The following is a 24,878-nucleotide window of genomic DNA, read 5'->3' on the forward strand; positions in this document are numbered from 1 at the left end:
GCTTTTATGCTCCAAGTGAATCTTTATTTGTTTCATCAATTGGGACCACTGCGTCATGGATTTCTTTTTCCAGCTGCTGTACAAAGCGCAGCTTCTCCTGTGTACTCCAGTTTAAATGTTGTGCCATATAGTCTATAACAGGCTCCTTCCATGTGCGGACCCAATCGATTCGGAAAAATAACGCTCCCGTGCGACGGATGAAGAAGTCTACAGGTGTGGCCGCCATTTCATATTCCATTGCATAAATAAGCGGCAAAAGTACTGTCACCGGCATATTTAAGCGAATCGATTCCTCTTTATGCTGCTGTGCAAGAGAGAATAGAATATCGATATTTGAACCATAAGATGCAGCAAATTTCCGCGCTTCTTGCTCGGTTAGTCCATAATGTTTCCCCTCTTGCACTTTTTTCTCAATAAAGGAAGAGAGACGGCTGGAGCCTCCTACGTGTCCTCCTGAGATTGGCATATTCTTTGTCTGAGAGGCAGGGATAGGAGGGTGTCCTTCCTGCTTTAATAGCTCAGCAATACGATCGACTACCATTTCCGCCATTTTTCGGTATCCTGTCAGCTTGCCTCCCGCAATTGTAATTAAGCCGCTATCAGACTGCCAAATTTCATCCTTACGAGAAATTTCCGATGCATTTTTTCCTTCTTCGTAAATGAGCGGACGTACACCAGACCAGCTTGATTCAATGTCCTTTTCAGAAATGTGAACTCCTGGGAACATATAATGAATGGCATCAAGAATGTATTTTCGGTCTGCTGCTGTCATTTTTGGTGTTGCTGCGTCATCTTTATAGAAGGTATCCGTTGTGCCAATATATGTTTTTCCATCTCGCGGAATCGCAAATACCATACGTCCGTCCGGTGTATCGAAATAAACAGCTTGCTTGAGCGGGAAGCGGCTTTGATCAATAACAAGGTGTACACCTTTTGATAATTGGAGCTGTTTTCCCTTTTTTGAGTTATCCTTTTCCCGCAATTGATCTACCCATGGGCCTGCCGCATTTACAATCTTTTTCGCATACACCTCGTAAACCTTGCCCTCGATAACATCTGTTACTCGTACACCGCAGATTTTCCCATCGTTATATAAAAAGCCTTGTACCTTGGCATAATTTACGGCTTTCGCACCACGCGCAACCGCTTCTTTTAATACTTCAATTGTTAATCGGGCATCATCTGTTCGGTACTCTACATAGTAGCCTCCACCTTTTAGACCGTCTTGCTTTAACAAAGGCTCTTTTTGGATCGTTTTCTCCCTTGTTAGCATAGAGCGGCGTTCACTGCGTTTTACACCTGCTAAAAAGTCGTATACTCTTAAGCCAATTGACGTGGAAAATTTACCGAATGTGCCTCCCTCGTGAAGAGGAAGAAGCATCCACTCAGGCTTTGTCACATGCGGACCGTTCTCATATACAATAGCCCGCTCTTTTCCAACCTCTGCCACCATTTTGACTTCAAATTGTTTTAAGTAGCGAAGCCCCCCATGTACCAGCTTTGTAGAGCGGCTTGATGTGCCTGCCGCAAAATCCTGCATTTCAAATACTACCGTTGATAATCCGCGTGTTACCGCATCGAGCGCGATGCCGCAGCCTGTAATTCCCCCGCCTATAATAATCACGTCTACGTTTTGTTTGTGAACCTGTGCCAATACGTCTTTTCTTTGTTTACTTGAAAACATGTGTATACCCCCTTTTTTTGATAAAAAAAGAGAGACCACAAACAACGCTATGAAAATATATCATAACGAGTTGTGGTCTCTCCAAATCTCCTGCCAAATTATTAACTTGTTTATATCATACTACAATTTACATTTATTTGAAAGCCTTTGTTGCGAAAATTGCTTTCTTCCAGCCTGCATACAATTGTTCACTTTGCTCTTTTTCCATGTGAGGCTCAAAACAATGCTCTCGGTTCCATTGTGCTGTCAGTTCCTCTTGGCTGTTCCAATAGCCTACTGCCAGACCAGCTAAATATGCTGCGCCAAGTGCTGTCGTTTCATTGACAACTGGGCGCTCCACAGACACTCCTAATATATCGCTTTGGAATTGCATTAAGAAATTATTCTTTACGGCTCCCCCATCCACACGTAATGTCTTTAACTTAATACTGGAATCTGCTTCCATCGCATCCAGCACATCTTTTGTTTGATATGCGAGTGACTCCAGAGTTGCACGGATAAAATGCTCTTTCGTTGTACCGCGAGTCATACCAAACACAGCGCCGCGTACGTCACTATCCCAATATGGTGTTCCAAGCCCAACAAATGCTGGAACGACATACACACCTTCTGTTGAATCTACACGCGACGCGTAGACTTCGCTTTCCTTTGCATCTGCAAACATACGCAGTCCATCCCGCAGCCACTGAATGGCGGAGCCTGCCACAAAAATACTTCCTTCTAATGCATAGTGAACTTTTCCGTTTAAGCCCCATGCAATTGTTGTTAATAGTCCATGCTCTGAAGCTACTGCTTTTTCGCCGGTATTCATGAGCATAAAGCACCCTGTACCGTACGTGTTTTTTACCATGCCTTCACTAAAGCACGCTTGCCCAAACATTGCAGCATGTTGATCACCTGCAATACCGGAAATGGGAACGTTTTGACCGAAGAAGTGGTAATCCACTGTATGGGCATACACTTCAGAGGACTGACGAACTTCTGGAAGCATGCTTTTTGGAATGGTTAACATTTGTAATAGCTCATCATCCCATTTCAATTCGTGAATGTTGTACATAAGTGTACGGGATGCATTGGAATAGTCGGTCACATGTACTTTACCTCCGGACAGCTTCCATGTCAGCCATGTATCGATTGTGCCGAATAATAACTCGCCGCGGTCTGCTTTTTCGCGTGCACCTTCTACATGATCAAGAATCCATTTCACTTTTGTACCTGAAAAGTACGCATCAATTAATAATCCTGTTTTAGCTCGTACTGTTTGTTCATGGCCTTTTGCTTTTAACTCTTCACAAATATCGGATGTTTGGCGGGATTGCCAAACAATAGCGTTATAAATAGGATTTCCTGTTTCTTTTTCCCACACAACAGCTGTTTCACGTTGGTTTGTAATCCCAATGCCGGCGATTTGCTCTGCTTTAACATTCGCTTCGCTTAAACAAGAAGCAACAACTGCTAAAATGGATCCCCAAATCTCATTTGCATTATGCTCTACCCAGCCTGGATTCGGGAAGTATTGTGTAAATTCCTTTTGCGCTGAATGTACAATCTCACCATTTTTATTGAATAAAATTGCACGAGAGCTTGTAGTACCCTGATCTAATGATAGAATATACTTTTCCATAATACGTCCTCCTTAAGCAGCTGTTTTTTTCGCATTTTTATAATCTGGTTTAGTACCTAGCGTATATGATAATAATAGAATAAGAACAGTTACAATTCCCACATAAACAAATGCAGGAGACTCTTTTCCTTCAAATGCATAGTGGTAAAATATTCCACCCAGGGAGCCCCCTAGTAAAGGACCAACGACCGGAATCCACGCATATTTCCAGTTAGATTTCCCTTTGCCCGGTATTGGAAGGAAGAAATGTGCCAGGCGGGGTCCTAAGTCACGAGCAGGGTTAATTGCATACCCTGTTGTTGCTCCTAAGGATAGGCCGATTGCTACGATAAAGAAGCCGACAATAAACGGATTTAAACCATCTGTAAACTTGTTTGCACCAATTGCTAAAATACCAAATACAAGTATAAATGTACCAATAATTTCGCTAAGCAAGTTGGCAAACGTATGATGAATGGCTGGTTCAGTGGCAAAAACACCTAGCTTTGCGCCAGCATCTTCAGTTTCTTTCCAATGTGGTAAATAATGCAGTACTACAAGGCCTGCACCGAGAAATGCACCAATCAGCTGTGCTGCAATGTAAGAAGGAACTTGCTCCCAAGGGAAGCTCCCGTTAAATGCTAAAGCCATTGTTAATGCCGGGTTTAGATGTGCACCGCTGATTGGTCCAGAAACATAGACAGCAATTGCGACAGCCAATCCCCAACCCATTGTAACAACTATCCAGCCGGCATTTTGTGCAAATGACTTTTTTAACGTCACAGCAGCACAGACACCGGCACCAAATGTAATGAGTACCATTGTACCAATTAGCTCGCCCCAGAATGAAGACATAGCAGCCCCCTATTAATATAGTATTTTAAGTTTCATATAGAGGTACGGTCTACGAATGGCCATTCTTTAAAAATAAGAAAATCCACACCTACATAAGTCTGCCTAAGGGCAGAACTGTACAGGTGTGGATCTCTATTTCTCCGTCACTTATATTAACTTATTTTTAATATAACGCAATGATGTAAGCGGTGTCAATCGTACTTTAACTATTTTTTCGTAAATTCTCCGTACTTTTTCCATAGTTCTGTGTTGGAGGTAGTAATCGCAGCTGCACCTGCTTGCAAAGCCTGTTCAATGTCAGTTACTGTACGAATAAATCCTCCCGCGATAATAGGGATTCCTGTTTGTTCATGTATTTCAGTAATGACTTGTGTAAGAGCCCCTGGCAACACTTCTATATAATCCGGTGTTGTTTTTTGTAAGAGCACATAGCTTTTTGCAAGGGAGGAGGAATCGATCAGAAAAATGCGCTGGATTGTAACAACCCCTTTTTGCTTTGCTTTTAAAATCACATTTGTTTTTGTTGATAAGATCCCGTACGGTTCAAACTCCTGACAAACATATTCTGTGGCGTATGCGTCGTTTTGCAGCCCGTGAATTAAGTCGATATGTAAAAATACCTTTTTCTTATGCTTTCTTGTTAGCGACATAATGCTGTTTAGCTGTGCTATATGTATATCTAAAATGACAAGATACTCGTATGTACTATGTAATAATTTTTCTAGATCCTTGATATGACGTACAGCGGGTAAAATTTTTTGATCGTGGAATCTCATTTTAATCTCCTTTCTAGATATGCATGTCATACGTAATTGCTTCTATTATTCTTTGCTATAAAGGAAACGTATAACCTCTGTCATATTATATACTGTCAGCTGCATGATTAAATCAGAAAAACAATAAAGGCTGTACAAAAAGGAATTTTTCCTTCATAGAATATAAGTGCTGATGCGTACAATATACAGCAGTGCGCGGAAGAAATGCTGATATGTTATTGATTGCCATTTTTTCATAGCAATGTAGTATGATAGAGAAAAAGATGTATGGAAATAAAAGGGTGACATGGATGTTTAGTTTATTGCCGTTTATGATTGAACGTGTTGGTGTTTTAATTATTGTCGCGTTTTTATTGTCTCGATTGAAGGCATTTCGCCGCATTGTGCGAAATGAGAATGGACTTAAGGAAAAAGGGATTCTTATTGTCATTTTTGGCCTGTTTGGAGTTATTAGTAACTATACAGGTATAGAGATCCACGGTGCTCAAATTGTACATGAGAGCTGGCTGATGGGAGTAGAGCCAGCAAATGCTATTGCGAATACGCGTGTTATGGGAGTCGGTATCGGCGGCTTGCTCGGGGGTCCGCTTGTTGGATTAGGGGCAGGGCTTGTTGCGGGGGGGCATCGTTATTTTTTAGGCGGATTTACTGCCTTTGCATGTGCGGTGTCTTCGATATTGGCAGGATTGGCTGCTGGTTGGGTCGGAAAACGATATAGCAGGAATGGAATCGTCTCTCCGTGGCTGGCTGTGCTTGTTGGTATGTTTCTTGAAGCGTTTCAGATGGGGGTTATTTTATTAATTGCCGAGCCGTATGATTTGGCATGGGAGCTGGTAAGTACCATTGCTGTACCAATGATTTTTATTAATGGCTTGGGCAATCTTTTATTTATGTTTATCATTCAGGCGATTTTAAGAGAGGAGGAACGTACAAAGGCACTGCAGACGTATAAGGCGCTGCAAATTGCCGACCAAACGCTCCCGCACTTCCGTCAAGGACTGAATTTACAGTCCTGTAAGGAAGCGGCGTTGATTATCCACCGTCTAACAGGGGCTGATGCGGTTGCAATTACAGATAGTCAGCAAGTGCTTGCGCATGTCGGAGCTGCTTCAGACCATCATACTCCGCTGCATAGCCCGGCTACGAAGCTGACGCGCGCTGTATTAGAAAAGGGAATTATTATTACAGCAAGGAAAAAGGGCGAAATCAATTGTTTTCGGAGTGATTGTCCGCTTCAGGCAGCTGTTATTCTTCCATTGCGTGTACATGATACAATAGTCGGCACGCTAAAGCTATATTTTGAGCACCCAAGTCGTCTGGATCAGGTGGAGCAGGAACTTGCAGAAGGACTAGCTAGATTATTCTCGACACAGCTTGAACTGGCAGAAGCGGAGCAGCAAACAAAGCTGCTGCAGGATGCTGAAATTAAAGCATTGCAGGCACAGATAAATCCTCACTTTTTGTTTAATGCGATTAATACGATTTCTGTTCTCTGCCGGATAGACCCGGAAAAGGCACGAAAATTGCTGTTAAAGCTTAGTGTTTATTTTCGAAGCAACCTGCAGGGGGCACGTCATATGCTTATTCCGCTTGAAAAGGAGCTAGAGCATGTTGGAGCATATCTTTCGCTTGAGCAGGCGCGTTTTCCGAATAAGTATACGGTTTTGTTTCAAATTGAGCCAGGATTAGAGCAGATACCAATACCTCCTTTTACACTGCAGCCTCTTGTGGAAAACTCAATTCGCCATGCATTTCGTAAAGTACAAGAGAAAAGGGAAGTAAATATTCATATTTTTTCAGATGAACGATATATATACGTATCTGTAGCAGATAATGGAGAGGGGATCCCCGCAGAGCGTCTGCCAAAACTGGGAGTAAAAGCTGTTTCTTCCGAACAAGGAACGGGAACCGCGCTGCATAATATCCATGCGCGATTGAAGGGGATATATGGAGAGGAAGGGAATTTTTATATTAAGAGTGAGCAGGGTATTGGAACAGAAGTAGCCTTCCGAATTCTGAAGTAAAGGGGATTTGTATGTTTAAAGCATTTATCGTAGATGATGAGCTATTGGCGCGTGAGGAGCTGAAGTATGTGCTTCGCCGCGGAAAGCAGGTAGAGATTGTGGGGGAGGCAGAAACTGCCGAAGAGGCGCTTGAACAGCTTGTATCCTTGCAGCCTGATCTTGTGTTTTTGGATATCCAGCTTTCTGACGAGAGCGGCTTGGATGTAGCGAAACGGCTGAAGGAGCTGCAGCAGCCGAGCATCGTTGTGTTTGTTACAGCATATGACGAACATGCACTGCAGGCATTTGAACTCAATGCTTTAGATTATATATTAAAGCCATTTGATGAGAGTCGTATTGAACAAGCACTTGAGAAGATTAAAAGGATAAAACAGCCGATCAGAACAGAATTTATTGTACGGAACCCTATAAGAGGCGCCCGAACAGGAAAGCTAGCTATTGAGGCTGATGAACGGATTGTATTAGCAGATATGGAGTATATTGTGTTTATAGGTCTTGTAGATGGCAAAACCGTTATCAAAACATTAGAGCAACAATATGCGGTAAATGATGCGCTTATCACAATTGAAAAAAAGCTGCCGCATGATACATTTATGCGTGTTCATCGGGCATTTATCATTAACCTAAAGCACATTGTGGAAATGGAGCCTTGGTTTCACTCCACTTATAATTTAACCATGAAGGATGGGTCAAAGGTACCGGTCAGCCGGACATATATGAAAGAGTTAAAGGAGGTGCTCGGTTTACACTGTAAGAAATTATAAATCTCTAGCAGGAAGACAATTCGACGTAGCGAGAAATTTTAGGAATACAGTATAAGTGCAACGACGCCTCTGTCTTCGCCCAAGAGCAGGGCTCGCCAATCGTCGAGTTTTCTTTATAGCTGCATTTTAGTTCTTTTCTGCTGCATTTCGTTTTCTGAAAGCTGCTTTTTATCATGAAAATAAAAAGAAAATATTTTCATAGTGTACGATAGGGAACAGAAGAGGAGAATATAGGAAAGGATGAGGTAGAATGAATGCGGTTACATTTGTTATTGGTTCAATGTGTGTACTTATGATTGCTTATCGCTTATACGGTACGTTCATGGCTGTAAAGGTTTTAAAGCTTGATGACTCAAAGCCGACTCCAGCTCATGATTTACAAGACGGAAAGGATTATGTTCCGACAAATAAATGGGTTGCATTTGGTCATCATTTTGCAGCGATTGCAGCTGCTGGTCCTCTCGTCGGTCCGATTTTGGCAGCACAATTTGGCTATCTTCCGGGTTTACTATGGCTTTTAATTGGTGCGGTAATCGGTGGAGCCGTTCATGATGCGGTTGTATTGTTTGCTTCTATGCGTAAAGAAGGAAAATCATTATCTGAAGTAGCAAAAGAGGAGCTCGGTCCTGTTGCGGGATTTTGTACAGGCCTGGCAATGCTATTCATCATTACAATTACAATGGCTGGGCTGTCTATGGTCGTACTACATGCCTTAGAAAACAATCCTTGGGGCACATTCGCAGTGGGAAGTACAATTCCAATTGCAATGGGTGTTGGTTTGTACTATAAGAAAACAGGAAACCTAAAAGGAGCTTCTGTAGTTGGATTTATTCTTGTAATGGCGGCAGTATTTGCGGGTCCGTCCGTTCAACATACAGCATTAGGTGAGTTTTTAACAATTAACAAGCAAGCACTGTCACTGATCCTGCCAATTTACGCATTCTTTGCGGCTGCACTGCCAGTGTGGTTCTTATTGGCACCTCGTGATTATTTGAGCAGCTTCATGAAAATTGGCGTATTTATTGCACTGATCATTGGAGTATTTGTAGTAAATCCATCCATTCCATTTCCTGCTGTAACAGAGTTTGTAAATGGTGGAGGACCTATTTTAGCTGGTCCAGTTTGGCCGTTTATTTCTATTACTATTGCTTGCGGCGCGATTTCCGGCTTCCATGCATTTGTAGGCTCAGGTACAACGCCAAAAATGCTGAATCGTTGGAGCGATATTAAAGTAGTAGGCTTTGGTGCAATGTTAGTGGAATCGCTAGTAGGGGTGATGGCTTTAATCGCAGCAGTAGCCTTACAGCCGGCGGATTATTTTGCCATTAACTCTACGCCGGAGGTATTTAAAACATTAGGTATGCAAGTAGAACACCTACCACAGCTCAGCAGGGAAATCGGTCTGAATCTTGAAGGGAGAACAGGCGGTGCGGTAACACTTGCAGTAGGGATGACATATATTTTCACTGCTATCCCGTGGTTTGAAAATTTGGCATCTTATTTCTTCCAATTTGTTATTATGTTTGAAGCTGTGTTTATTCTGACTGCAATTGATGCGGGCACACGTGTAGCACGTTACCTCATCCAGGACTTCTTCGGAGAGGTCTATAAGCCATTGAAAAAGGTCGATTGGCTGCCAGGTTCTATTTTTGCAAGTGCGTTAGCATGCTTTATGTGGGGGTATTTGTTGTACTCTGGTGATATTGGTTCCGTGTGGGCATTATTCGGAGTGTCAAACCAGTTGATGGCATCTATCGGATTAATTATAGGGGCAACGGTTATTTTGAAAATAGCTGATAAAAGAGTATATGTGTTGACTTGCCTCATTCCGTTGGCATACTTATATGTAACAGTCAATTATGCAGGATATTGGATGGTTACAAATGTATATTTAAATGCGGCGTCTAAAGGCTATAACGTTCTAAATGGCATATTATCTATTATTATGCTCATCCTCGGCGTTATCATTATGGTAACGGCTATTCGAAAATGGATCCAGCTTTGGAATGGACCGCATTATAATGTAGATAGAGGAAAAACAAGAATTGTATAATATATGTAATGAAAGAGATGAGCGATATTCATCTCTTTCATTTGTGTAGAGAAAAGGAAGAGATGCGTCAAGCGCATTTGCTTCTCATCCGTTTTCTTACATAATTAATAAGAAGGTTCCTATTCCACTATGTGGACCTTCAGCAAATTTGTTGTTCCGACCTCCCCGACAGGCACACCTGCTGTAATAATGACAACATCCTGCTTTGCAATCAGATTTGCGTTTTTCGCTGCTATAACTGAGTTTTGAATCATTTCATCAGTTGTGTGGATGCTGTCGGACCATAATGCATGTACGCCCCAAATAAGTGAGAGCTGCCGCTGTACTGCTTGATCACATGTAACTGCGAGAATGGGCGCCTGTGGTCTGTATTTTGAAATCATTTTTGCTGTATAGCCGCTCATAGTCGATGCAAGAATCGCTTTTGCCCGCAAAGAGAGAGCAGCATGGGCAGCGGCTTGTCCGATGATTTCAGGAGTTTTTGCTTGCTGATCCATATGATCGTGCTGTAAGTTCGAAGAGTGCAATGATTGCTCAACACGAGCGGCAATACGATTCATCATCTGTACAGACTGAAGAGGATATTGACCAGCTGCAGTTTCTCCAGAAAGCATAATGGCATCTGTTCCATCAAATACGGCATTGGCAACATCGGATGCTTCTGCGCGCGTTGGACGCGGGTTGCGCTGCATCGAGTCAAGCATTTGGGTTGCAGTAATAACAGGCTTTCCTGCTAGGTTGCACTTTTTAATCAGTGCTTTCTGAATGATTGGCACTTCTTCTGCGGCTATCTCAATTCCCATATCACCGCGTGCAACCATTAAACCATCAGCTGCTTCTAGGATAGAATCAATATTAGCAATTCCTTCCTGATTCTCGATTTTTGCAATGACCCCAATGTGCAGAGCATGATGCATGGAGAGGATATGCTTTACCTCCAGAATATCTTCTGCTTTTCGTACAAAGGAGGCTGCGATATAATCAACATCTTGCCCGACTCCAAAAATAATGTCTTGTACATCCTTTTCCGTCACACCTGGAAGCCGGATTTTGACATTTGGAACGTTTACACCTTTATGATCTTTTATCAGTCCTCCATGGAGGACCTTTGCCTGTAATTCACCATTTGTCTTTTCAACAACCTCAAGCTCCAGTAGGCCGTCATCAATCAGTAAATGTGAACCAACCTCTACATCATCATACAAACCCTCGTATGTAACGGAGAATTTGCTTGCGGTTCCTAATACCTCCTGCATGGAGATTGTTACTACCGATCCATCCTCTAATTCAGCCTGTCCGTTTTCGAAATTATGGGTACGGATTTTTGGTCCTTTAATATCCAGTAAAATAGCAATTGTACTTCCTGTTTGCTTGGCAGCTTCCCGAATCGATTGAATGCGGGCTTGGTGCTCCTCATGGGTGCCGTGTGAGAAGTTGAGCCGGGCGACATTCATCCCAGCCTTCAGTAGGCGTGTAAGCATTTCAACGCTGTCACTTGCAGGACCAATTGTACAAACGATTTTTGTTTTGCGCATATATAGATACTCCTTTTTTATTTTAAATCATAAATAAAATGTGATAGGTGACGGGTAGTTTCCATACAACCTTAGATTAGGATTTGTTTCACTTCCTCATTCATCGAAGTGCACAACATTTTCTGAAATAATGTGCGCCTGTCCTTTCACAAAGAAGTTCATGGTTGTATACATTGATAAAGGAAAAGCGGTTTGCCTGCACTTTAAGAAAGTATAAATTTCTAGCAGGAAGACAATTCGACGTAGTGAGAAATTTTAGAAATAAAGTATAAGTAGGGCTACGCCTCTGTCTTCGCCCAAGGGCAGGGCTCGCCAATCGGCGAGTTTTCTTTACACTTTAAGAAAGTATAAATTTCTAGCAGGAAGACAATTCGACGTAGTGAGAAATTTTAGGAATAAAGTATAAGTAGGGCTACGCCTCTGTCTTCGCCCAAGAGCAGGGCTCGCCAATCGGTGAGTTTTCTTTATCTAGCGCTGTATGATTGTGAAGAAGGGATATTTAAGTATGGTCAATAAGTTTTCGAGCATGATTGCGCAATTTTTAGAAAAGCAAATCAAGCTTATTTTGGACAAACACCTCCTCCCTAAAATTGAAGATATATTATTCTCCCAAAAGTTTGCACGGTATATTCAGCAGCAAACGAAGCAAGCCATTCAAGAGATGGATGCATCGGACAAGCCAATGGCTTCTTCCTGCAGTTTTCCAAAGGAATGCACAGGTATATCTTTTCGAATGATTGCCGAGGAGTTTTTGTACCAAGAAGCTGAGGTTGTAACGAATTCTGGTGTTCTAAAGGGGGTCGTTATCGAGGTGAAGGAGGATTATATGCGATTGCAAGAAACACCCACTGTTAGTGTCGTTTTGCCATTTGCGAGCATTTCGTCCATCCGTGAGTCTTGAAGGAAAAAGGAGGGAAAGCATGTTTTATGATATATTGCGTATTTGTGCGGGAGAAGTAGTACAAGTTATAACAGCAACGGAAGCAGTAGAAGGTACAGTTCTTTCTGTGATAGATGACGGGATGATTCTTAGCACAGGGAATCAAGCTTCAGAGGGGCTGCAAGAGGAGGTTGTTGTTCGTATATCCGCTATTTCTTATGTTAGGTTCTTGGATTAAAGGTAAAAAACAAATGGACGAGCTGTTCGTACAAGGTCCGTGCTTGTCCTACATAAGCAATTACGAGATTTTCCGAGATGGAGCTGTAACAGTTGATGGAGATTGACTGTTACAGCTTTTATGATGATCATGCCGGACTTAGTCTTAAGAGAAGTGCCAGAGAAAAAGAGGGACTTAAATAAAATTGCTTGCAGTTTTCTATGTTCACACTTATTTGCTCATTCCTTCACAATTGTGTCACATCTCCTTCTTTCGAACAGTTAGAAGCATAGTATGATATGTGTAAGAACTGTTATAACCAAAAAAATCTCTGTATTAATTTAGGAATGGAGGAAATTTGGATGACACAGACAATTGAAAAAGCAGTAAATGCATGGCAAGCGTTTAAGGGTGAAAAATGGAAAAATGAAATTGATGTTCGCAGTTTTATTTTAGATAATGTAACCGTTTATAAAGGGAATGACAGCTTTTTAGCAGCGGCAACAGCGGCGACAGAAAAGCTTTGGGAGCAGGTCATAGAGCTCACGAAGCAGGAGCGCGAGAACGGTGGCGTGTTGGATATGGACACAAGCATCATATCTACCATTACGTCTCATGGTCCTGGCTATTTAAATAAAGATTTGGAAACGGTAGTCGGTGTCCAAACAGACAAACCGTTTAAGCGCTCTCTTCAGCCGTTTGGCGGTATTCGCATGGCGGAGCAGTCGTGCGAGTCCTACGGTTTTAAGGTCGATGCGGAAGTTAGTCGTATTTTTAGTGAATTTCGTAAAACGCACAATCAGGGTGTATTTGATGCATATACAGATGAAATAAAGGCGGCACGTAAATCAGGAATTATTACGGGTCTTCCAGATGCATATGGCCGAGGCCGAATTATCGGTGATTATCGTCGTGTGGCGTTATATGGAGTAGATCGTCTCATAGAGGAGAAGAAGAAGGACCTGCAAACAACAGGAAAAGCGATGAATGAAGAAACGATACGTCTTCGTGAAGAATTATCTGAACAAATTCGATCCTTAGCGGAGTTGAAGCAGCTGGCGGCTTCCTATGGATATGATATTTCTAAGCCGGCAATAAACGCGCAAGAGGCTATTCAATGGTTATACTTTGCTTACTTAGCGGCGATTAAGGAGCAAAATGGTGCTGCGATGAGCTTAGGACGTACGTCCACATTTTTAGATATCTATATTGAACGCGATCTGCAAAATGGTACTTTAACAGAAGAACAAGCACAGGAGCTTGTCGATCACTTTGTTATGAAGCTTCGCCTTGTAAAATTTGCAAGAACGCCAGACTATAATGAATTGTTCTCAGGTGACCCGACTTGGGTTACAGAATCCATTGGCGGTATTGCACTTGACGGCCGCCCGCTTGTAACAAAAAACTCATTCCGTTTTCTGCATACGCTAGATAATCTAGGTCCAGCACCAGAGCCAAACTTAACAGTACTTTGGTCTAAGCAATTGCCAGAGGGCTTCAAAAACTACTGTGCGAAGATGTCTATCAAAACATCAGCTATTCAATATGAAAACGACGATATCATGCGTCCAGAGTACGGCGATGATTACGGGATCGCATGCTGTGTATCAGCAATGAGAATCGGTAAGCAAATGCAATTTTTCGGAGCGCGTGCGAACCTTGCAAAGACTTTGCTATATGCGATTAATGGGGGGAAGGATGAAAAGCTGAAGGTACAAATTGCACCGGAGCTTACTCCAATTACATCAGAGGTACTAAACTTTGATGAGGTTATGCACAAGTTTGACAACATGATGGAGTGGCTTGCGGAGTTGTATATTAATACATTGAACGTGATCCATTATATGCATGACAAATATAGCTACGAGCGTATTGAAATGGCGCTTCATGATACAAAAATCCTCCGTACAATGGCAACGGGCATTGCGGGGCTATCTGTTGTAGCTGATTCCTTAAGCGCAATTAAATACGCAAAAGTAACGCCGGTCCGTGACGAGAATGGTATTGCTGTTGATTTTGAAGTTGAGGGAGACTTCCCGAAATATGGCAATAATGACGATCGTGTAGATTTAATTGCTGTAGATTTAGTAAAACGCTTTATGACCAAGCTGCGTAAGCATAGTACCTATCGTAATTCATTGCATACTATGTCTATCTTGACGATTACCTCTAACGTTGTATACGGTAAGAAGACGGGAAACACGCCAGATGGTCGAAGAGCAGGTGAACCGTTCGCTCCGGGTGCGAATCCGATGCATGGCCGTGATACAAAGGGAGCGCTTGCATCATTGTTATCCGTTGCAAAGCTGCCGTATGAGCATGCATTAGATGGTATTTCCAATACGTTTTCTATCATCCCGAAGGCGTTAGGCAAGGAAATAGAAACGCAGGTGCGCAATCTTGTATCTATGCTGGACGGCTACTCAGTGAAGGAAGGTCATCACTTAAACATTAATGTATTTAACCGTGATACATTGCTCCATGCAATGGAGCATCCAGAGAAATATCCGCAGCTTACGATTCGTGTATCCGGCTATGCAGTAAACTTCATTAAGCTCACTCGTGAACAGCAAATAGATGTAATTAATCGTACAATGCACGGAAACATGTAACAAGGAAAGACTGGATTGTATGTTACAGCCTCCCTGCGCAGGGCAGGGAGGCTATTTCTGAGGGAGGAGCCGAGATGAAAGGTTACATTCATTCAATAGAGTCATACGGAACGGTAGATGGTCCTGGAATTCGTTATATTGTATTTATGCAAGGATGTTTATTGCGCTGTCAATATTGTCATAATCCAGACACATGGGAAATTGGGAAAGGAAAGGAGGTTACTGTAGAAGAGATTATTGAGGATGTAAAAAGCTATCTCCCGTTTATGGAGGCGTCAGGAGGCGGAATTACTGTTAGCGGGGGAGAACCGCTTTTGCAGATTGACTTCTTGATTGAATTGTTTAAGGGGTGCAAACAGCTAGGTATCCATACAACCATTGATTCTTCAGGAGGCTGTTATTCCGAGGATAAGGAGTTTCAGCAGAAGCTCAAAGAATTAATGCTGTATACCGATTTAGTTTTGCTTGACCTGAAGCATATTGATTCTAAAAAGCATCGTAAACTAACAGGAAAGCCGAATGAACATATTTTAACATTTGCCCGCTATTTGTCCGATATTTATAAGCCTGTATGGATTCGTCATGTACTTGTTCCTGGTGTAACAGATTATGAAGAGGATTTGGTACGTTTATCAGCTTTTATTAACACGCTTGAGAATGTGGAAAAGATAGAAATTTTACCTTATCATCAGCTGGGCGTTTATAAGTGGGAGGCACTTGGATTAAAGTATCCATTAGCTGGGGTAGAACCGCCTACGGAAGAAAATGTGGAACATGCAAAGGAAATTCTGATGCGAAGCTAAGGAATAAAAAAGAAAGGGTGCTCCTAAAGTCGATGTGTAGTGCGTCGCCTTTGGAAGCACCCTTTTTCACACTTTGGGAAAGGACCAATCGCCAGCTAGAAATGAATTTGACGTATGAGGAAATTTTAGGCATACAGTATAAGGGCAACTACGCTTCTGTCTTCGCCCAAGGGCAGGGCTCGCCAATCGGCGTGGCTTTGGAACATGTGCAGCTTCAGCGAGCCAAGGGTCCCACGATTGCTTGATGGTAAGATGAATAAAACTTGCAATATTCAGTAAAAGGTAGAGCAAATGAGAAGAAAGGAGTATACTTAGGTGTATCGTCGTTTTAGGCATTAGAAACATAAAAGGAAATATATGGGAAAATATAGAAATGAAAAGGGAATTTTGAATTATGACAAGAATTAAGAATTAAGAAGTAAGATAAGCAGTATGCTTTATATAAACAGCAAGTTGCGAAAGCATTTGTAGATAAGTATAATGATGAAATAGTATAGTAGGATGCAGGGGTCCTATATAATGTGTTGCATATCCACGAAAGGTATACAGCCGGCTCGAGGAAGATTCGGGACGTATGAAGATGTAGGAAATTCGTTTTAATACCGTTGGAGCGGCGCTATTAAGAACCGTAAGCTAGGAGTGGATTTGTTTTGATTAACAACCCCAAGGTATTAATTTTAACGGCACATTACGGTAACGGTCATGTGCAAGTAGCAAAAACATTAGAGGAAACGTTTCGACAAAGAGGGATACAAAATGTTATAGTGTGCGACCTGTTTGCTGAATCACATCCTGTTATTACAGATATTACAAGGTATTTATATTTAAAAAGCTATACAATCGGAAAAGAACTTTATCGTTTGTTTTACTATGGCGTAGAAAAAATTTATGATAAAAAAATTGCAACATGGTATGCCAATTTTGGAAGAAGGCGTTTAAAGGCTATTTTAAAGCTTGAAAAGCCTGATGTTGTGATTAATACATTTCCTATTATTGCAGTCCCTGAACTAAAAAAACAAACAGGGATGGTTATTCCTGTGTATAATGTGCTCACTGATTTTTGTCTTCATAAAATTTGGATTCATCATCATGTAGATCGTTATTTTGTGGCAACGGATGCTGTGAAGCAGGTTATGGCAGAAATAGGTGTTCCTTCAGGAAGAATCGCAGTTACCGGTATTCCCATTCGCCCGAGCTTTGAGGTTTCCATGATTTCTGATGCCTTGTATGCAAAATATGGATTGTCTCCTGATAAGAAAACATTGCTGATCGTAGCCGGAGCACATGGTGTGTTGGACAATGTAAAGGAACTGTGCGAGTTATTTTCAACCGTACCTCAGCTTCAGGTAGCCGTTGTATGCGGAAGAAACAAGCTGCTTCAGGAGGAGCTGCAAGAGCTAAGCAGGAAGAAGCCAGATATAATCAAGGTGTTTGGTTATGTCGAAAAGTTGGACGAATTATTTCGTATTGCTTCATGTCTCATTACCAAACCAGGCGGTATTACGTTAAGTGAGGTAGCAGCCCTGCAAGTTCCTGTTGTGCTATATAAGCCAGTTCCTGGACAGGAACGCGAAAATGCGCTTTATTTTGAAAGAAATGGAGCAGCTGTTGTCGTTCGAGAAGAAGAGGATATATTCTTAAAAACGAAGGAGCTGCTGCAAAATGAGGGCAAGCTGCGGCACATGAAAGACGCGTTGCGGCACATCTATCGTCCATATTCTGCGTTTCGAATTGTAGATGCTGTTTTAACAGAAAATGTAGTACAAGAACGGCCACGTGTTCTTATGCAGCCTGTTCATTAATGCTAAGCCTTGCTTCCGTATATATACGCAGCAAGGCTTTTTCACACTGTAAGAAAGAATAACTTTCTAGCTAGAAGCAAATTCGACGTAGTCGGAAATTTTAGGAATACAGTATAAGTAGGGCTCCGCCTCTGTCTTCGCCCAAACTGTGTTCGCTTTTGCTGCGTATTCCTGTGGGGACAACAAAAAGAGGAAAAGATTACTTATCCACAAAGAAAGAAGTCGAAAAAGCCAGTATTATGAAAATATTAACAGGATAATCCACATTATCCACAATTGTGATTATTTTTATCCACAAAGTTAGGAACAAATACTCCTAATTCCATCGCATATAAGAGTAGAGAATTAACAGTTTATTCACAACTGTGGGAATTTTGTGGAAAAACTTATGCACAAAAGAAAAAAGAGCGAAGAATCGCTCTTTAAAAAATTCCCTTTGTTTTATAACCTGCCGCACGGTCAGCATTTCTAAATTCTCTTTGATATAAGACCTCTTGTGTAGATGAAAGCTTATTTCGTGATTTTTCGCGTTTCTTTTTTGCGCTATCCATACTTATCACCTCCGGCAACATATTCATTACCTATGTTTTCCAATGTTGCCGGAGCGTATACTAGAATTAAGCCTCTTTCAAATGCTGTGCTTCGTGAACTGTATTTCCTTCACGCATCGTATGCAACGTATACTGATCTTTTGCAATCTCATATAAATTGTAAAGATCGCCAGTTACATTAATTTCTTCATAGAGTGCTTTTCTCGATTCATTGGCTAGTGTGACGTACGGGAGCTTCTCTGCAGCTTTCATAGAGCGGATATTGAGCTTTCGGATTTTCATGAAAATCGTTTTAATGTTCAGCTCGAAAAAGACTTCATGAAAAAAGGCAGCCTTTGCTGGTTCATTGTATCCCTGACCATGATATGGCTTACCAAGCCATGTTCCTAGAAAGCCGGCATTGTCCTGAATATCAAACAGGGAAATAGTACCGATTGGGTTTCCCCATTCATCTAGAATCGTACGGGAGATAGTTTCTCCTCGTTCTTCTGCCTCTATTGTCTGTTTTGTCAAAAAGAGAAATTCATCATAACAATATGCTTTTTGACGCACAAAAGGGAAGACTTCAGGGTGCACCAGCAGGTCATATAAAGCGTGACATTCTTGTAGGTCGCGTTTTTTTAACATTTTGCATCCTCCTTAAGCGAGGGCAGAACGTTCGTGTAGTTTGACGGACTACAACCCACCCTCGAAATTTTTTGTATCAAGCATTTTAAAAAATTTCGGGGTGGGAATCGAACCCACTAGAACCAGACCTGAATGCTGGTGGCGCACCATTTGCCTTCCCCATTCATCAATTTGAAAAAACGAAATGTGACAAATTGACTATGGTTATATGAGGTTTATACAAAGGTATGATACTTTATCTTGTTAAGGAACAGAAACATACTTTATGTGTTTTTTTTGTAAATAATTTTCCCATCAATCATTGTAAGAAAGGGCTTTGCTAGATAATGAAATGGGTGATGTGACCAAAGCACGATATCCGCATCTTTTCCTGCCTCAAGGCTGCCGATGCGATGATCGAGTCTTAGGTTTCTAGCAGCATTAATTGTAATGCCCTCAAGAGCGGTTTGCTCCTCTAAACCTTCTCGAACAGCAAGAGCGGCGCATAGGTTTAAGTACTGTATTGGTGTGTATGGATGATCGGTTGTAATCGAAATTTCAACGCCATGCTCTGCTAATATCTGATATGTTTTCCATGACTTATTTTTCAATTCGATTTTTGACTTCCGCGTCAACGTAGGACCAACACATACCTTTAAATTACGGTTTGCTAACTCTGTTGCAACAAAATGCCCTTCTGTACAGTGCTCAATGCGCAAATCAAGGCCAAACTCATCCGCAAGACGGATGGCAGAGAGAATGTCGTCAGCGCGATGTGCATGAATACGGACGGGAATTTCTCTGTTTAATGCTTTAATAAGAGAAAGCATACCGAAATCGGCTTCATTTCCGTAGTTTTTTGCTTCATAGAATGCTTCGCGAAGCATCCCCATAATTCCCATTCGTGTGATGGATTCTTTGTTGCCATGGCTATGCACACGTTTTGGATTCTCACCAAGTGCCATTTTAAGTCCTGCTGGCTCCTGCAAAAGCATCTTATCGATACTGATGCCTGTTGTTTTAATAACACACGTTGTTCCTCCGATAATATTTTGACTGCCAGGCAGAACGTGAACCGTCGTGACGCCGCTTTGAACTGCATCTTGAAAAGCGATATCCAGGGGATAAATGCCATCCATAGAGCGGATATGCGGAGTCAAGGCTTCAACAGTTTCATTAGCATCATTTCCAGCCCAACCAGTTCCTTCATCATATAGCCCCAGATGTGTGTGTACATCAATAAAGCCAGGTAAAAGATGAAGACCGCGTGCATCAATTACTTCCATATCCCCAGTTTGTTCAATGAATGGTGCGACTGCTTTAATTTTGTTATTTTCTATTAATACGTCACCTTGTAGCTTTGCGGATGTAATAGGATAAATGGTTGCTTGCTTAAATACAATCTTCATTTCAAACTCCTTACTTCAATAGGTCTGTCAGAGCATCTTCAAGATTAGAGTATGAGTGTATATATCCATGCTGCACTGATGTTTCAGGAAGAACTCTTTGGCCATCTAACACAAGTGTACTCATTTCACCGAGCAGAATTCGTAGGGGTAAGGAAGGAATTGGAAAATAATGAGGCTTTCGTAATACTTTCGCGATTGTCTTTCCAAAATCCTGCATTGTAACAGGCCTCGGTGCTGTAAGATTAAGAGCGCCTTGAATCGCTTCATTTTCAAGTGCAAAGGAGATCATGTTTACTACATCGTCAATGTGAATCCAAGAAAGCCACTGTTTTCCCGATCCAATCGTTCCACCGCTAAATAGTTTGTAGGGCAGAATCATTCTTGGAAGGGCTCCCCCTTTTCGACCGAGTACTACACCAAAGCGTGCATAGATGGTTCTCATTCCTAGAAGTTGCGCATGAGAGGCTTCTTTTTCCCATTGAATCACTGTTGTCGCTAGAAAATCTGTACCATGCGTTGTCGATGCCTCTGTAAAAGTTTTGTCAAGAGAGGTACCGTAGTAGCCGATGGCACTCGCATTCACAAATATGCGTGGACGGCGTGAGAGTTTTGCGAGCTGACGAACAATCCCTTGTGTTGTCTGGACTCTACTTGTCAGAATGCGTGCTTTCCTCTGTTGTGTCCAGCGGCCGCTATTAATTGGTTCTCCTGCAAGATTAATAAATGCATCAATCCTAGAGAGAGGAAACGTCTCATTTTCTGCGTTCCATTGAACAAAGCGTATGTTTGCTCTTGTAGATGTAAGCTTTGCACTTCGTGTTAAAATATATATAGTATGTCCTTTATCGGCGAGGTGAGCTGCTAAGACGCTGCCGATGAAACCTGTTCCTCCTGAGATGGCGATCTCCAAGAAAATTCCTCCTAACTTATATATATGAAAAGAAATAGAATTTGACTCGCCTATGATAAAATAAAATTGTGCTAGTACATGGTAAATTAGGCTAGGCGCCAGTGTAAACCTGATTGGGATAAGTCATGCTATAATGTAAATATGAGGTGAAAATAATGGCTGTCATTACGAAGATTCAGGTGCAAAAAAACAATAAAGAGCGCTACAATATTTACATAGATAAAGGATCAGGCGAAGAGTACGGCTTTAGCGTAGATGGCTATACGCTCGTGAAATATAACCTAAGAAAAGGAATGGAAGTAGATACATTTGAGCTTTCCACTATTTTGTTTGATGAAGAGGTGCGGAAGGCATATTTGCAAGCTATTTCATATTTATCCTATCAAATGCGTACGAAAAACGAGGTGGAAGAGCAGCTGCGCAAAAAAGAAATCGGACAAGCTATTATCAATGAAGTGATTGCGAAACTAACAGAAGAAGCATACATCAATGATAATGAATATGCGCTTGCTTACGTACGTACACAAAGCAACGTTAGTTTAAAGGGCCCGCAGCGTATTACACGCGAGTTACAAGAAAAAGGAATTAGCTCTTCTATCATTATCAATAGTTTACATGAATATACGAAGGATAAGCAAATAACTAATGCTATTACGCTCTGTGATAAAAAGAAAAAAACATATCGGAATGTTTCAGCCTTGCAAATGAGACAAAAACTAGAGGAAATGCTCCTCCGTAAAGGATATACAAGGGATGTAGTCAGTATCTGTCTAGAAGAGCTGGAGGAGGAACCAGAAGCTGATGCTGAGTGGGAGGCTGTGCTATATCAAGGGCAGAAATATCATCAAAAATATAAGAAGTACAGTGGTTGGGAGTATCAGACGAAGATAAAAGGCGCCTTATACCGAAAAGGATTTTCGCTAGAGCTAATTGAACGCTTTTTAAGCGAGAGAGAAGAACTGGATTTTGAATAGATCCTTTCTTTTTGCACTTTAAGAAAGTATAAATTTCTAGCTATAAGACAATTCGACGTAGTGAGAAATTTTAGGAACAAAGCATAAGTGCAACTACGCCTCTGTCTTCGCCCAAGGGCAGGCGCGTCAATCGGCGAGTTTTCTTTAAGGCAATAACGAAAGAGAGGAAAGAATAGTGGATATTCCAAAGCGATACAGCGAAATGTCAGAGTACGAGCTGCATAAGGAAATACGAGAGCTTAAGGAAAAAGCAACGAAGGCTGAGCAAATGGGCATGATAAATGAATATGAGGTGCTCACTAGGAAAATGGCCATGGCTAAAGCATACATGGCTGATATAAATGATTTTCAGGTGGGTGAAACATATGAGCTTCTGGAGGAGCCAAATGTTTATTTTACCATTACATATTTCAATGGCGTGTTTGCTTGGGGCTATCGAGAGGGAAAACAGGAGGAAGAGGCAGGCATTCCTATTTCTTTATTAAAGAAACGAGAGAAGCGGTAAGCTCTCTCGTTTCTAATGTTTACACTGTAAGAAAAATATAAGTTTCCAGCTGGAAGCGAATTCGACGTAGTTGGAAATTTTAGGAATACAGTGTAAGTGCAGCTACGCCTCTGTTTTCGCCTTCAGCAGCTCTCCATTTAGTTTCCTTGGTCAATTCATATAGCAAAATTGACCAGTTCCGCTTTTCTAAATTACCAGCGGTGTGCTTTTGCGTTGCTTCGCAGAATAATATTTGTTTGAGACGGCTCTGTTTGTCCGTTAATTTGCGACTTTTGGCGTTTTGGACGTGTCCATGTACTCATAAACAATTCAGAACGTTGGTCTACTCGCCCACGATAGCTCATTCTGTCACCTCATAGTTAGGATTGGTGGTTAGAAGCTCGCATACGCTCTTGCGGATGCGTATTAATCGTACCATCAGGACGCTTTGAAGCAAAGCGTGCCTTTGCTCTTGTCGTTTCATCTGATTGACCCCTACTATGGCGTTCAGAAGACGTTGATATATGTGTACCCAAGGAGAAGACCCCCTTATGTGGAATTGTGATACCGAAGTATCCTTTATAGAATGTGTTAAGATGGAATAGAATATGTTAGATGAAAGATGCCAAAGGAGTGAAATTAATGAAGGAAGCTATAGATCGTTTAATTAACATGCTTTTGGAGAAAAATGAGATGCTATCCTATGCACAAGCACGCGCTTGGGTAGAGCTGCTATGGGAGGATTTTGAAGCAACCTATGCCAAGGCAGGACAATATAATGGAAGCGATCGAACAGAGCTTGTTGTAAAGACATGGATTGAAAACCATGGGGGAAGGCTGCACGAAATCCAGACGAACAATCCAAAGTATAAGCATTTGCTGAATCGAAACGATTATTTAACGCATTAAAGAGCGGTCTAAGAGGCCGCTCTTTAATTTGGAATCAGCTCTAATTTTTTGCGCAGCTTTTCTTCGCTGAAAATCCATCCTGTATAGGAGCTAACGATTTGTAGGTCTTTATTTAGTTGAACAATTGCTACAAATGGATAATAGCCCTTGCTTCGATAGCGCAAATCAATAAAACGTACCTCATAATGGTCCATGTAGTCAAATATATCCCAGCGATACACGGGTGAGAATGACAGGAATGCTGAAATGTTTACGTCCTGTTGTGCTGCTTGAATGATCGCATTATCCGGCAAAGGGACGCGTTCAAATTTATCATGTACCATAATGCTTCCACGGTGAAAGCGGGCGACATAATAATACTCATGCGTTACAATGGCAAGATGATAGTGATAAAAGCGATATGTCGGCGAAATTAGAACTTGCTCAACATTTTTAAATTGTTTTCGAACGGTGCTCTCAATATTTATTTTCATCGCAAAACGTCCGATGTAATATATAAGTGTTAGTGCGTAAGCAGCAATTCCCGTAAGTCCTTTGCTTCCGTCAGCTGTAATAATCAGTATCGCTCCAAGTGCATGGATTAGAAAAATAACGACATCGAACGTATTAATAACGCCAAGTGCAACCCATTTTCTTGTAAAAGGCCGAAGTGCTTGAGTTCCATAGGCATTAAAAATATCCACAAATACATGAAGAAATACAGCGACAAAGGACCAAAGAAGAAGATGAAGATATGGAACGTTTGAGAATAATGCAAATGCTGCTCCACTTACAGTAAATGACCAAAGAAGAACAGCGGGAATAGAATGTGTGATGCCGCGATGATTACGGATGTACTTCGCATTATTTCGCAGCTTTAAAACTGTATCAATATCCGGAATATTAGAGCCGACAATTGTAGCGAACATGACAGCTTGCGGTCCCAAGTCGCTTTGCGCGATAGCAGGATCAAGTGTAGCAAGTCCTCCGAGCGTAATGCCCATCACTAAATGTGTGGCTGTGTCCATAGTGAGACGACCTCCATTTTCATACGCTTTTTCTTTACACTGTAAGAAATTATAACTTCTTATCTAGAAGCCAGTTCGACGTAGTCGGAAATGTTGGGAATACAGTGTAAGTGTAACTGCACCCCTGTTTTCGCCAATTGGCGAGTTTTCTTTACACTTTAAGAAAGTATAACTTTCTAGCTGGAAGATCATTCGACGTAGCGAGAAATTTTAGGAATACAGTGTAAGTGCAACTACGCCTCTGTCTTCGCCCAAGGGCAAGGCTCGCCAATTGGCAAGTTTTCTTTACTGTACTCTTTTGTTTTCTGCTAAACAAGCCCCTTTCCTTCAGTTTCCATTTGCAAAACACTTAGGAATTTTAATGGAATTCTTTATAATGTTATTTATATGCTAAAAAGAAGGTTCTCATAGAAGATACAG

General features: G+C 41.6%; 22 protein-coding genes and 1 pseudogene. 11 read left to right on the top strand and 12 right to left on the bottom strand.

Annotated features, from left to right (window positions below):
* Window positions 1-4 precede the first annotated feature (4 nt).
* The 4 genes from AAHB12_RS13795 to AAHB12_RS13810 all read right to left on the bottom strand — a co-directional run bounded on the left by AAHB12_RS13795 (window position 5) and on the right by AAHB12_RS13810 (window position 4,918).
* On the bottom strand, window positions 5-1,684 hold the full coding sequence (locus tag AAHB12_RS13795; RefSeq protein ID WP_342045686.1) for a glycerol-3-phosphate dehydrogenase/oxidase: 1,680 nt from the start codon (window positions 1,682-1,684) through the stop codon (window positions 5-7).
* Window positions 1,685-1,817: 133 nt separating this feature from the next.
* The gene (gene glpK, locus AAHB12_RS13800) at window positions 1,818-3,308 is read right to left on the bottom strand and encodes a glycerol kinase GlpK (RefSeq protein WP_342045687.1); all 1,491 of its coding nucleotides are present in this window, start codon (window positions 3,306-3,308) and stop codon (window positions 1,818-1,820) included.
* Window positions 3,309-3,320: 12 nt separating this feature from the next.
* The gene (locus tag AAHB12_RS13805; protein ID WP_342045688.1) at window positions 3,321-4,142 is read right to left on the bottom strand and encodes an MIP/aquaporin family protein; all 822 of its coding nucleotides are present in this window, start codon (window positions 4,140-4,142) and stop codon (window positions 3,321-3,323) included.
* A gap of 206 nt (window positions 4,143-4,348) precedes the next feature.
* Complete coding sequence (locus tag AAHB12_RS13810; RefSeq protein WP_342045689.1) at window positions 4,349-4,918, bottom strand: glycerol-3-phosphate responsive antiterminator; 570 nt, start codon at window positions 4,916-4,918, stop codon at window positions 4,349-4,351.
* 290 nt (window positions 4,919-5,208) lie between these two features.
* On the opposite strand from AAHB12_RS13810, the gene AAHB12_RS13815 reads away from it, so the two are divergent.
* From AAHB12_RS13815 to cstA, 3 genes are all read left to right on the top strand, one after another.
* Complete coding sequence (locus tag AAHB12_RS13815) at window positions 5,209-6,942, top strand: sensor histidine kinase (RefSeq protein ID WP_342045690.1); 1,734 nt, start codon at window positions 5,209-5,211, stop codon at window positions 6,940-6,942.
* A gap of 11 nt (window positions 6,943-6,953) precedes the next feature.
* Window positions 6,954-7,706, top strand: a complete 753-nt coding sequence (locus AAHB12_RS13820) for a LytR/AlgR family response regulator transcription factor (RefSeq protein WP_342045691.1) — start codon at window positions 6,954-6,956, stop codon at window positions 7,704-7,706.
* Window positions 7,707-7,956: 250 nt separating this feature from the next.
* The gene (gene cstA / locus AAHB12_RS13825) at window positions 7,957-9,759 is read left to right on the top strand and encodes a carbon starvation protein CstA (RefSeq protein WP_129728549.1); all 1,803 of its coding nucleotides are present in this window, start codon (window positions 7,957-7,959) and stop codon (window positions 9,757-9,759) included.
* A gap of 125 nt (window positions 9,760-9,884) precedes the next feature.
* Here the strand turns inward: cstA and pyk are convergent.
* Window positions 9,885-11,294 (bottom strand): annotated as a pseudogene (pyk, locus tag AAHB12_RS13830) (pyruvate kinase); the annotation flags it as partial.
* A gap of 505 nt (window positions 11,295-11,799) precedes the next feature.
* Between pyk and AAHB12_RS13835 the strand changes: the two are divergent.
* The 5 genes from AAHB12_RS13835 (at window position 11,800) to AAHB12_RS13855 (ending at window position 17,608) form a co-directional block, all read left to right on the top strand.
* Window positions 11,800-12,195 (top strand): DUF2642 domain-containing protein, encoded by a 396-nt coding sequence (locus tag AAHB12_RS13835; RefSeq protein WP_129728547.1) that lies wholly within the window; start codon window positions 11,800-11,802, stop codon window positions 12,193-12,195.
* Between the two features lie 19 nt (window positions 12,196-12,214).
* Entirely contained in the window at window positions 12,215-12,412 is a 198-nt protein-coding gene (locus tag AAHB12_RS13840) for a hypothetical protein (protein WP_342045692.1), read from the top strand.
* Between the two features lie 341 nt (window positions 12,413-12,753).
* Window positions 12,754-15,003 carry a formate C-acetyltransferase gene (pflB, locus tag AAHB12_RS13845; RefSeq protein WP_342045693.1) on the top strand — a complete coding sequence of 750 codons (2,250 nt, stop codon included), beginning with the start codon at window positions 12,754-12,756 and terminating at the stop codon, window positions 15,001-15,003.
* Window positions 15,004-15,077: 74 nt separating this feature from the next.
* A complete protein-coding gene (pflA, locus tag AAHB12_RS13850) occupies window positions 15,078-15,806 on the top strand; it encodes a pyruvate formate-lyase-activating protein (protein WP_342045694.1) in 729 nt (242 codons plus the stop codon).
* Between the two features lie 650 nt (window positions 15,807-16,456).
* The gene (locus tag AAHB12_RS13855; protein WP_129728543.1) at window positions 16,457-17,608 is read left to right on the top strand and encodes a diglucosyl diacylglycerol synthase; all 1,152 of its coding nucleotides are present in this window, start codon (window positions 16,457-16,459) and stop codon (window positions 17,606-17,608) included.
* Window positions 17,609-18,030: 422 nt separating this feature from the next.
* Here the strand turns inward: AAHB12_RS13855 and AAHB12_RS13860 are convergent, their stop codons facing one another.
* The 4 genes from AAHB12_RS13860 to AAHB12_RS13875 form a co-directional block, all read right to left on the bottom strand.
* Complete coding sequence (locus tag AAHB12_RS13860) at window positions 18,031-18,159, bottom strand: YfhE family protein (RefSeq protein ID WP_129728542.1); 129 nt, start codon at window positions 18,157-18,159, stop codon at window positions 18,031-18,033.
* A gap of 66 nt (window positions 18,160-18,225) precedes the next feature.
* The gene (locus AAHB12_RS13865; RefSeq protein WP_129728541.1) at window positions 18,226-18,786 is read right to left on the bottom strand and encodes a GNAT family N-acetyltransferase; all 561 of its coding nucleotides are present in this window, start codon (window positions 18,784-18,786) and stop codon (window positions 18,226-18,228) included.
* A gap of 263 nt (window positions 18,787-19,049) precedes the next feature.
* Window positions 19,050-20,174 (bottom strand): amidohydrolase, encoded by a 1,125-nt coding sequence (locus tag AAHB12_RS13870; protein WP_129728540.1) that lies wholly within the window; start codon window positions 20,172-20,174, stop codon window positions 19,050-19,052.
* 10 nt (window positions 20,175-20,184) lie between these two features.
* Window positions 20,185-21,084, bottom strand: coding sequence for a TIGR01777 family oxidoreductase (locus tag AAHB12_RS13875; RefSeq protein ID WP_129728539.1), 900 nt, complete (start codon window positions 21,082-21,084; stop codon window positions 20,185-20,187).
* Window positions 21,085-21,239: 155 nt separating this feature from the next.
* On the opposite strand from AAHB12_RS13875, the gene recX reads away from it, so the two are divergent.
* Window positions 21,240-22,058, top strand: coding sequence for a recombination regulator RecX (gene recX / locus AAHB12_RS13880; RefSeq protein ID WP_129728538.1), 819 nt, complete (start codon window positions 21,240-21,242; stop codon window positions 22,056-22,058).
* A gap of 175 nt (window positions 22,059-22,233) precedes the next feature.
* A complete protein-coding gene (locus AAHB12_RS13885; RefSeq protein ID WP_129728537.1) occupies window positions 22,234-22,563 on the top strand; it encodes a YfhH family protein in 330 nt (109 codons plus the stop codon).
* Between the two features lie 191 nt (window positions 22,564-22,754).
* Here AAHB12_RS13885 and AAHB12_RS13890 read toward each other — a convergent pair whose 3' ends face one another.
* Window positions 22,755-22,907, bottom strand: coding sequence for a YpzG family protein (locus AAHB12_RS13890; RefSeq protein WP_129728536.1), 153 nt, complete (start codon window positions 22,905-22,907; stop codon window positions 22,755-22,757).
* A gap of 15 nt (window positions 22,908-22,922) precedes the next feature.
* Window positions 22,923-23,078: a small, acid-soluble spore protein K gene (gene sspK / locus AAHB12_RS13895; RefSeq protein ID WP_129728535.1), complete on the bottom strand. Its 156-nt coding sequence runs from the start codon at window positions 23,076-23,078 to the stop codon at window positions 22,923-22,925.
* A gap of 106 nt (window positions 23,079-23,184) precedes the next feature.
* On the opposite strand from sspK, the gene AAHB12_RS13900 reads away from it, so the two are divergent.
* Window positions 23,185-23,451 (top strand): YfhJ family protein, encoded by a 267-nt coding sequence (locus AAHB12_RS13900; protein ID WP_129728534.1) that lies wholly within the window; start codon window positions 23,185-23,187, stop codon window positions 23,449-23,451.
* A 23-nt stretch (window positions 23,452-23,474) separates the two neighbouring features.
* On the opposite strand, the gene AAHB12_RS13905 is transcribed toward AAHB12_RS13900, so the two are convergent.
* Window positions 23,475-24,458, bottom strand: a complete 984-nt coding sequence (locus AAHB12_RS13905) for a metal-dependent hydrolase (protein ID WP_342045695.1) — start codon at window positions 24,456-24,458, stop codon at window positions 23,475-23,477.
* Between the last annotated feature and the right edge of the window lie 420 nt (window positions 24,459-24,878).

Source organism: Bacillus sp. OTU530, from assembly GCF_038440375.1.

What these genes read in the sequence shown, in the direction of transcription:
- pflA (WP_342045694.1), top strand. Translation starts at nt 15,078, where the DNA reads ATGAAAGGTTACATTCATTCAATAGAGTCATACGGAACGGTAGATGGT.
- recX (WP_129728538.1), top strand. Translation starts at nt 21,240, where the DNA reads ATGGCTGTCATTACGAAGATTCAGGTGCAAAAAAACAATAAAGAGCGC.
- AAHB12_RS13865 (WP_129728541.1), bottom strand. Translation starts at nt 18,786, where the DNA reads ATGTTAAAAAAACGCGACCTACAAGAATGTCACGCTTTATATGACCTG.
- AAHB12_RS13810 (WP_342045689.1), bottom strand. Translation starts at nt 4,918, where the DNA reads ATGAGATTCCACGATCAAAAAATTTTACCCGCTGTACGTCATATCAAG.
- AAHB12_RS13905 (WP_342045695.1), bottom strand. Translation starts at nt 24,458, where the DNA reads ATGGACACAGCCACACATTTAGTGATGGGCATTACGCTCGGAGGACTT.
- AAHB12_RS13890 (WP_129728536.1), bottom strand. Translation starts at nt 22,907, where the DNA reads ATGAGCTATCGTGGGCGAGTAGACCAACGTTCTGAATTGTTTATGAGT.
- AAHB12_RS13815 (WP_342045690.1), top strand. Translation starts at nt 5,209, where the DNA reads ATGTTTAGTTTATTGCCGTTTATGATTGAACGTGTTGGTGTTTTAATT.
- AAHB12_RS13805 (WP_342045688.1), bottom strand. Translation starts at nt 4,142, where the DNA reads ATGTCTTCATTCTGGGGCGAGCTAATTGGTACAATGGTACTCATTACA.
- cstA (WP_129728549.1), top strand. Translation starts at nt 7,957, where the DNA reads ATGAATGCGGTTACATTTGTTATTGGTTCAATGTGTGTACTTATGATT.
- AAHB12_RS13840 (WP_342045692.1), top strand. Translation starts at nt 12,215, where the DNA reads ATGTTTTATGATATATTGCGTATTTGTGCGGGAGAAGTAGTACAAGTT.
- AAHB12_RS13860 (WP_129728542.1), bottom strand. Translation starts at nt 18,159, where the DNA reads ATGGATAGCGCAAAAAAGAAACGCGAAAAATCACGAAATAAGCTTTCA.
- AAHB12_RS13870 (WP_129728540.1), bottom strand. Translation starts at nt 20,174, where the DNA reads ATGAAGATTGTATTTAAGCAAGCAACCATTTATCCTATTACATCCGCA.
- AAHB12_RS13835 (WP_129728547.1), top strand. Translation starts at nt 11,800, where the DNA reads ATGGTCAATAAGTTTTCGAGCATGATTGCGCAATTTTTAGAAAAGCAA.
- AAHB12_RS13820 (WP_342045691.1), top strand. Translation starts at nt 6,954, where the DNA reads ATGTTTAAAGCATTTATCGTAGATGATGAGCTATTGGCGCGTGAGGAG.
- AAHB12_RS13795 (WP_342045686.1), bottom strand. Translation starts at nt 1,684, where the DNA reads ATGTTTTCAAGTAAACAAAGAAAAGACGTATTGGCACAGGTTCACAAA.
- pflB (WP_342045693.1), top strand. Translation starts at nt 12,754, where the DNA reads ATGACACAGACAATTGAAAAAGCAGTAAATGCATGGCAAGCGTTTAAG.
- AAHB12_RS13900 (WP_129728534.1), top strand. Translation starts at nt 23,185, where the DNA reads ATGAAGGAAGCTATAGATCGTTTAATTAACATGCTTTTGGAGAAAAAT.
- glpK (WP_342045687.1), bottom strand. Translation starts at nt 3,308, where the DNA reads ATGGAAAAGTATATTCTATCATTAGATCAGGGTACTACAAGCTCTCGT.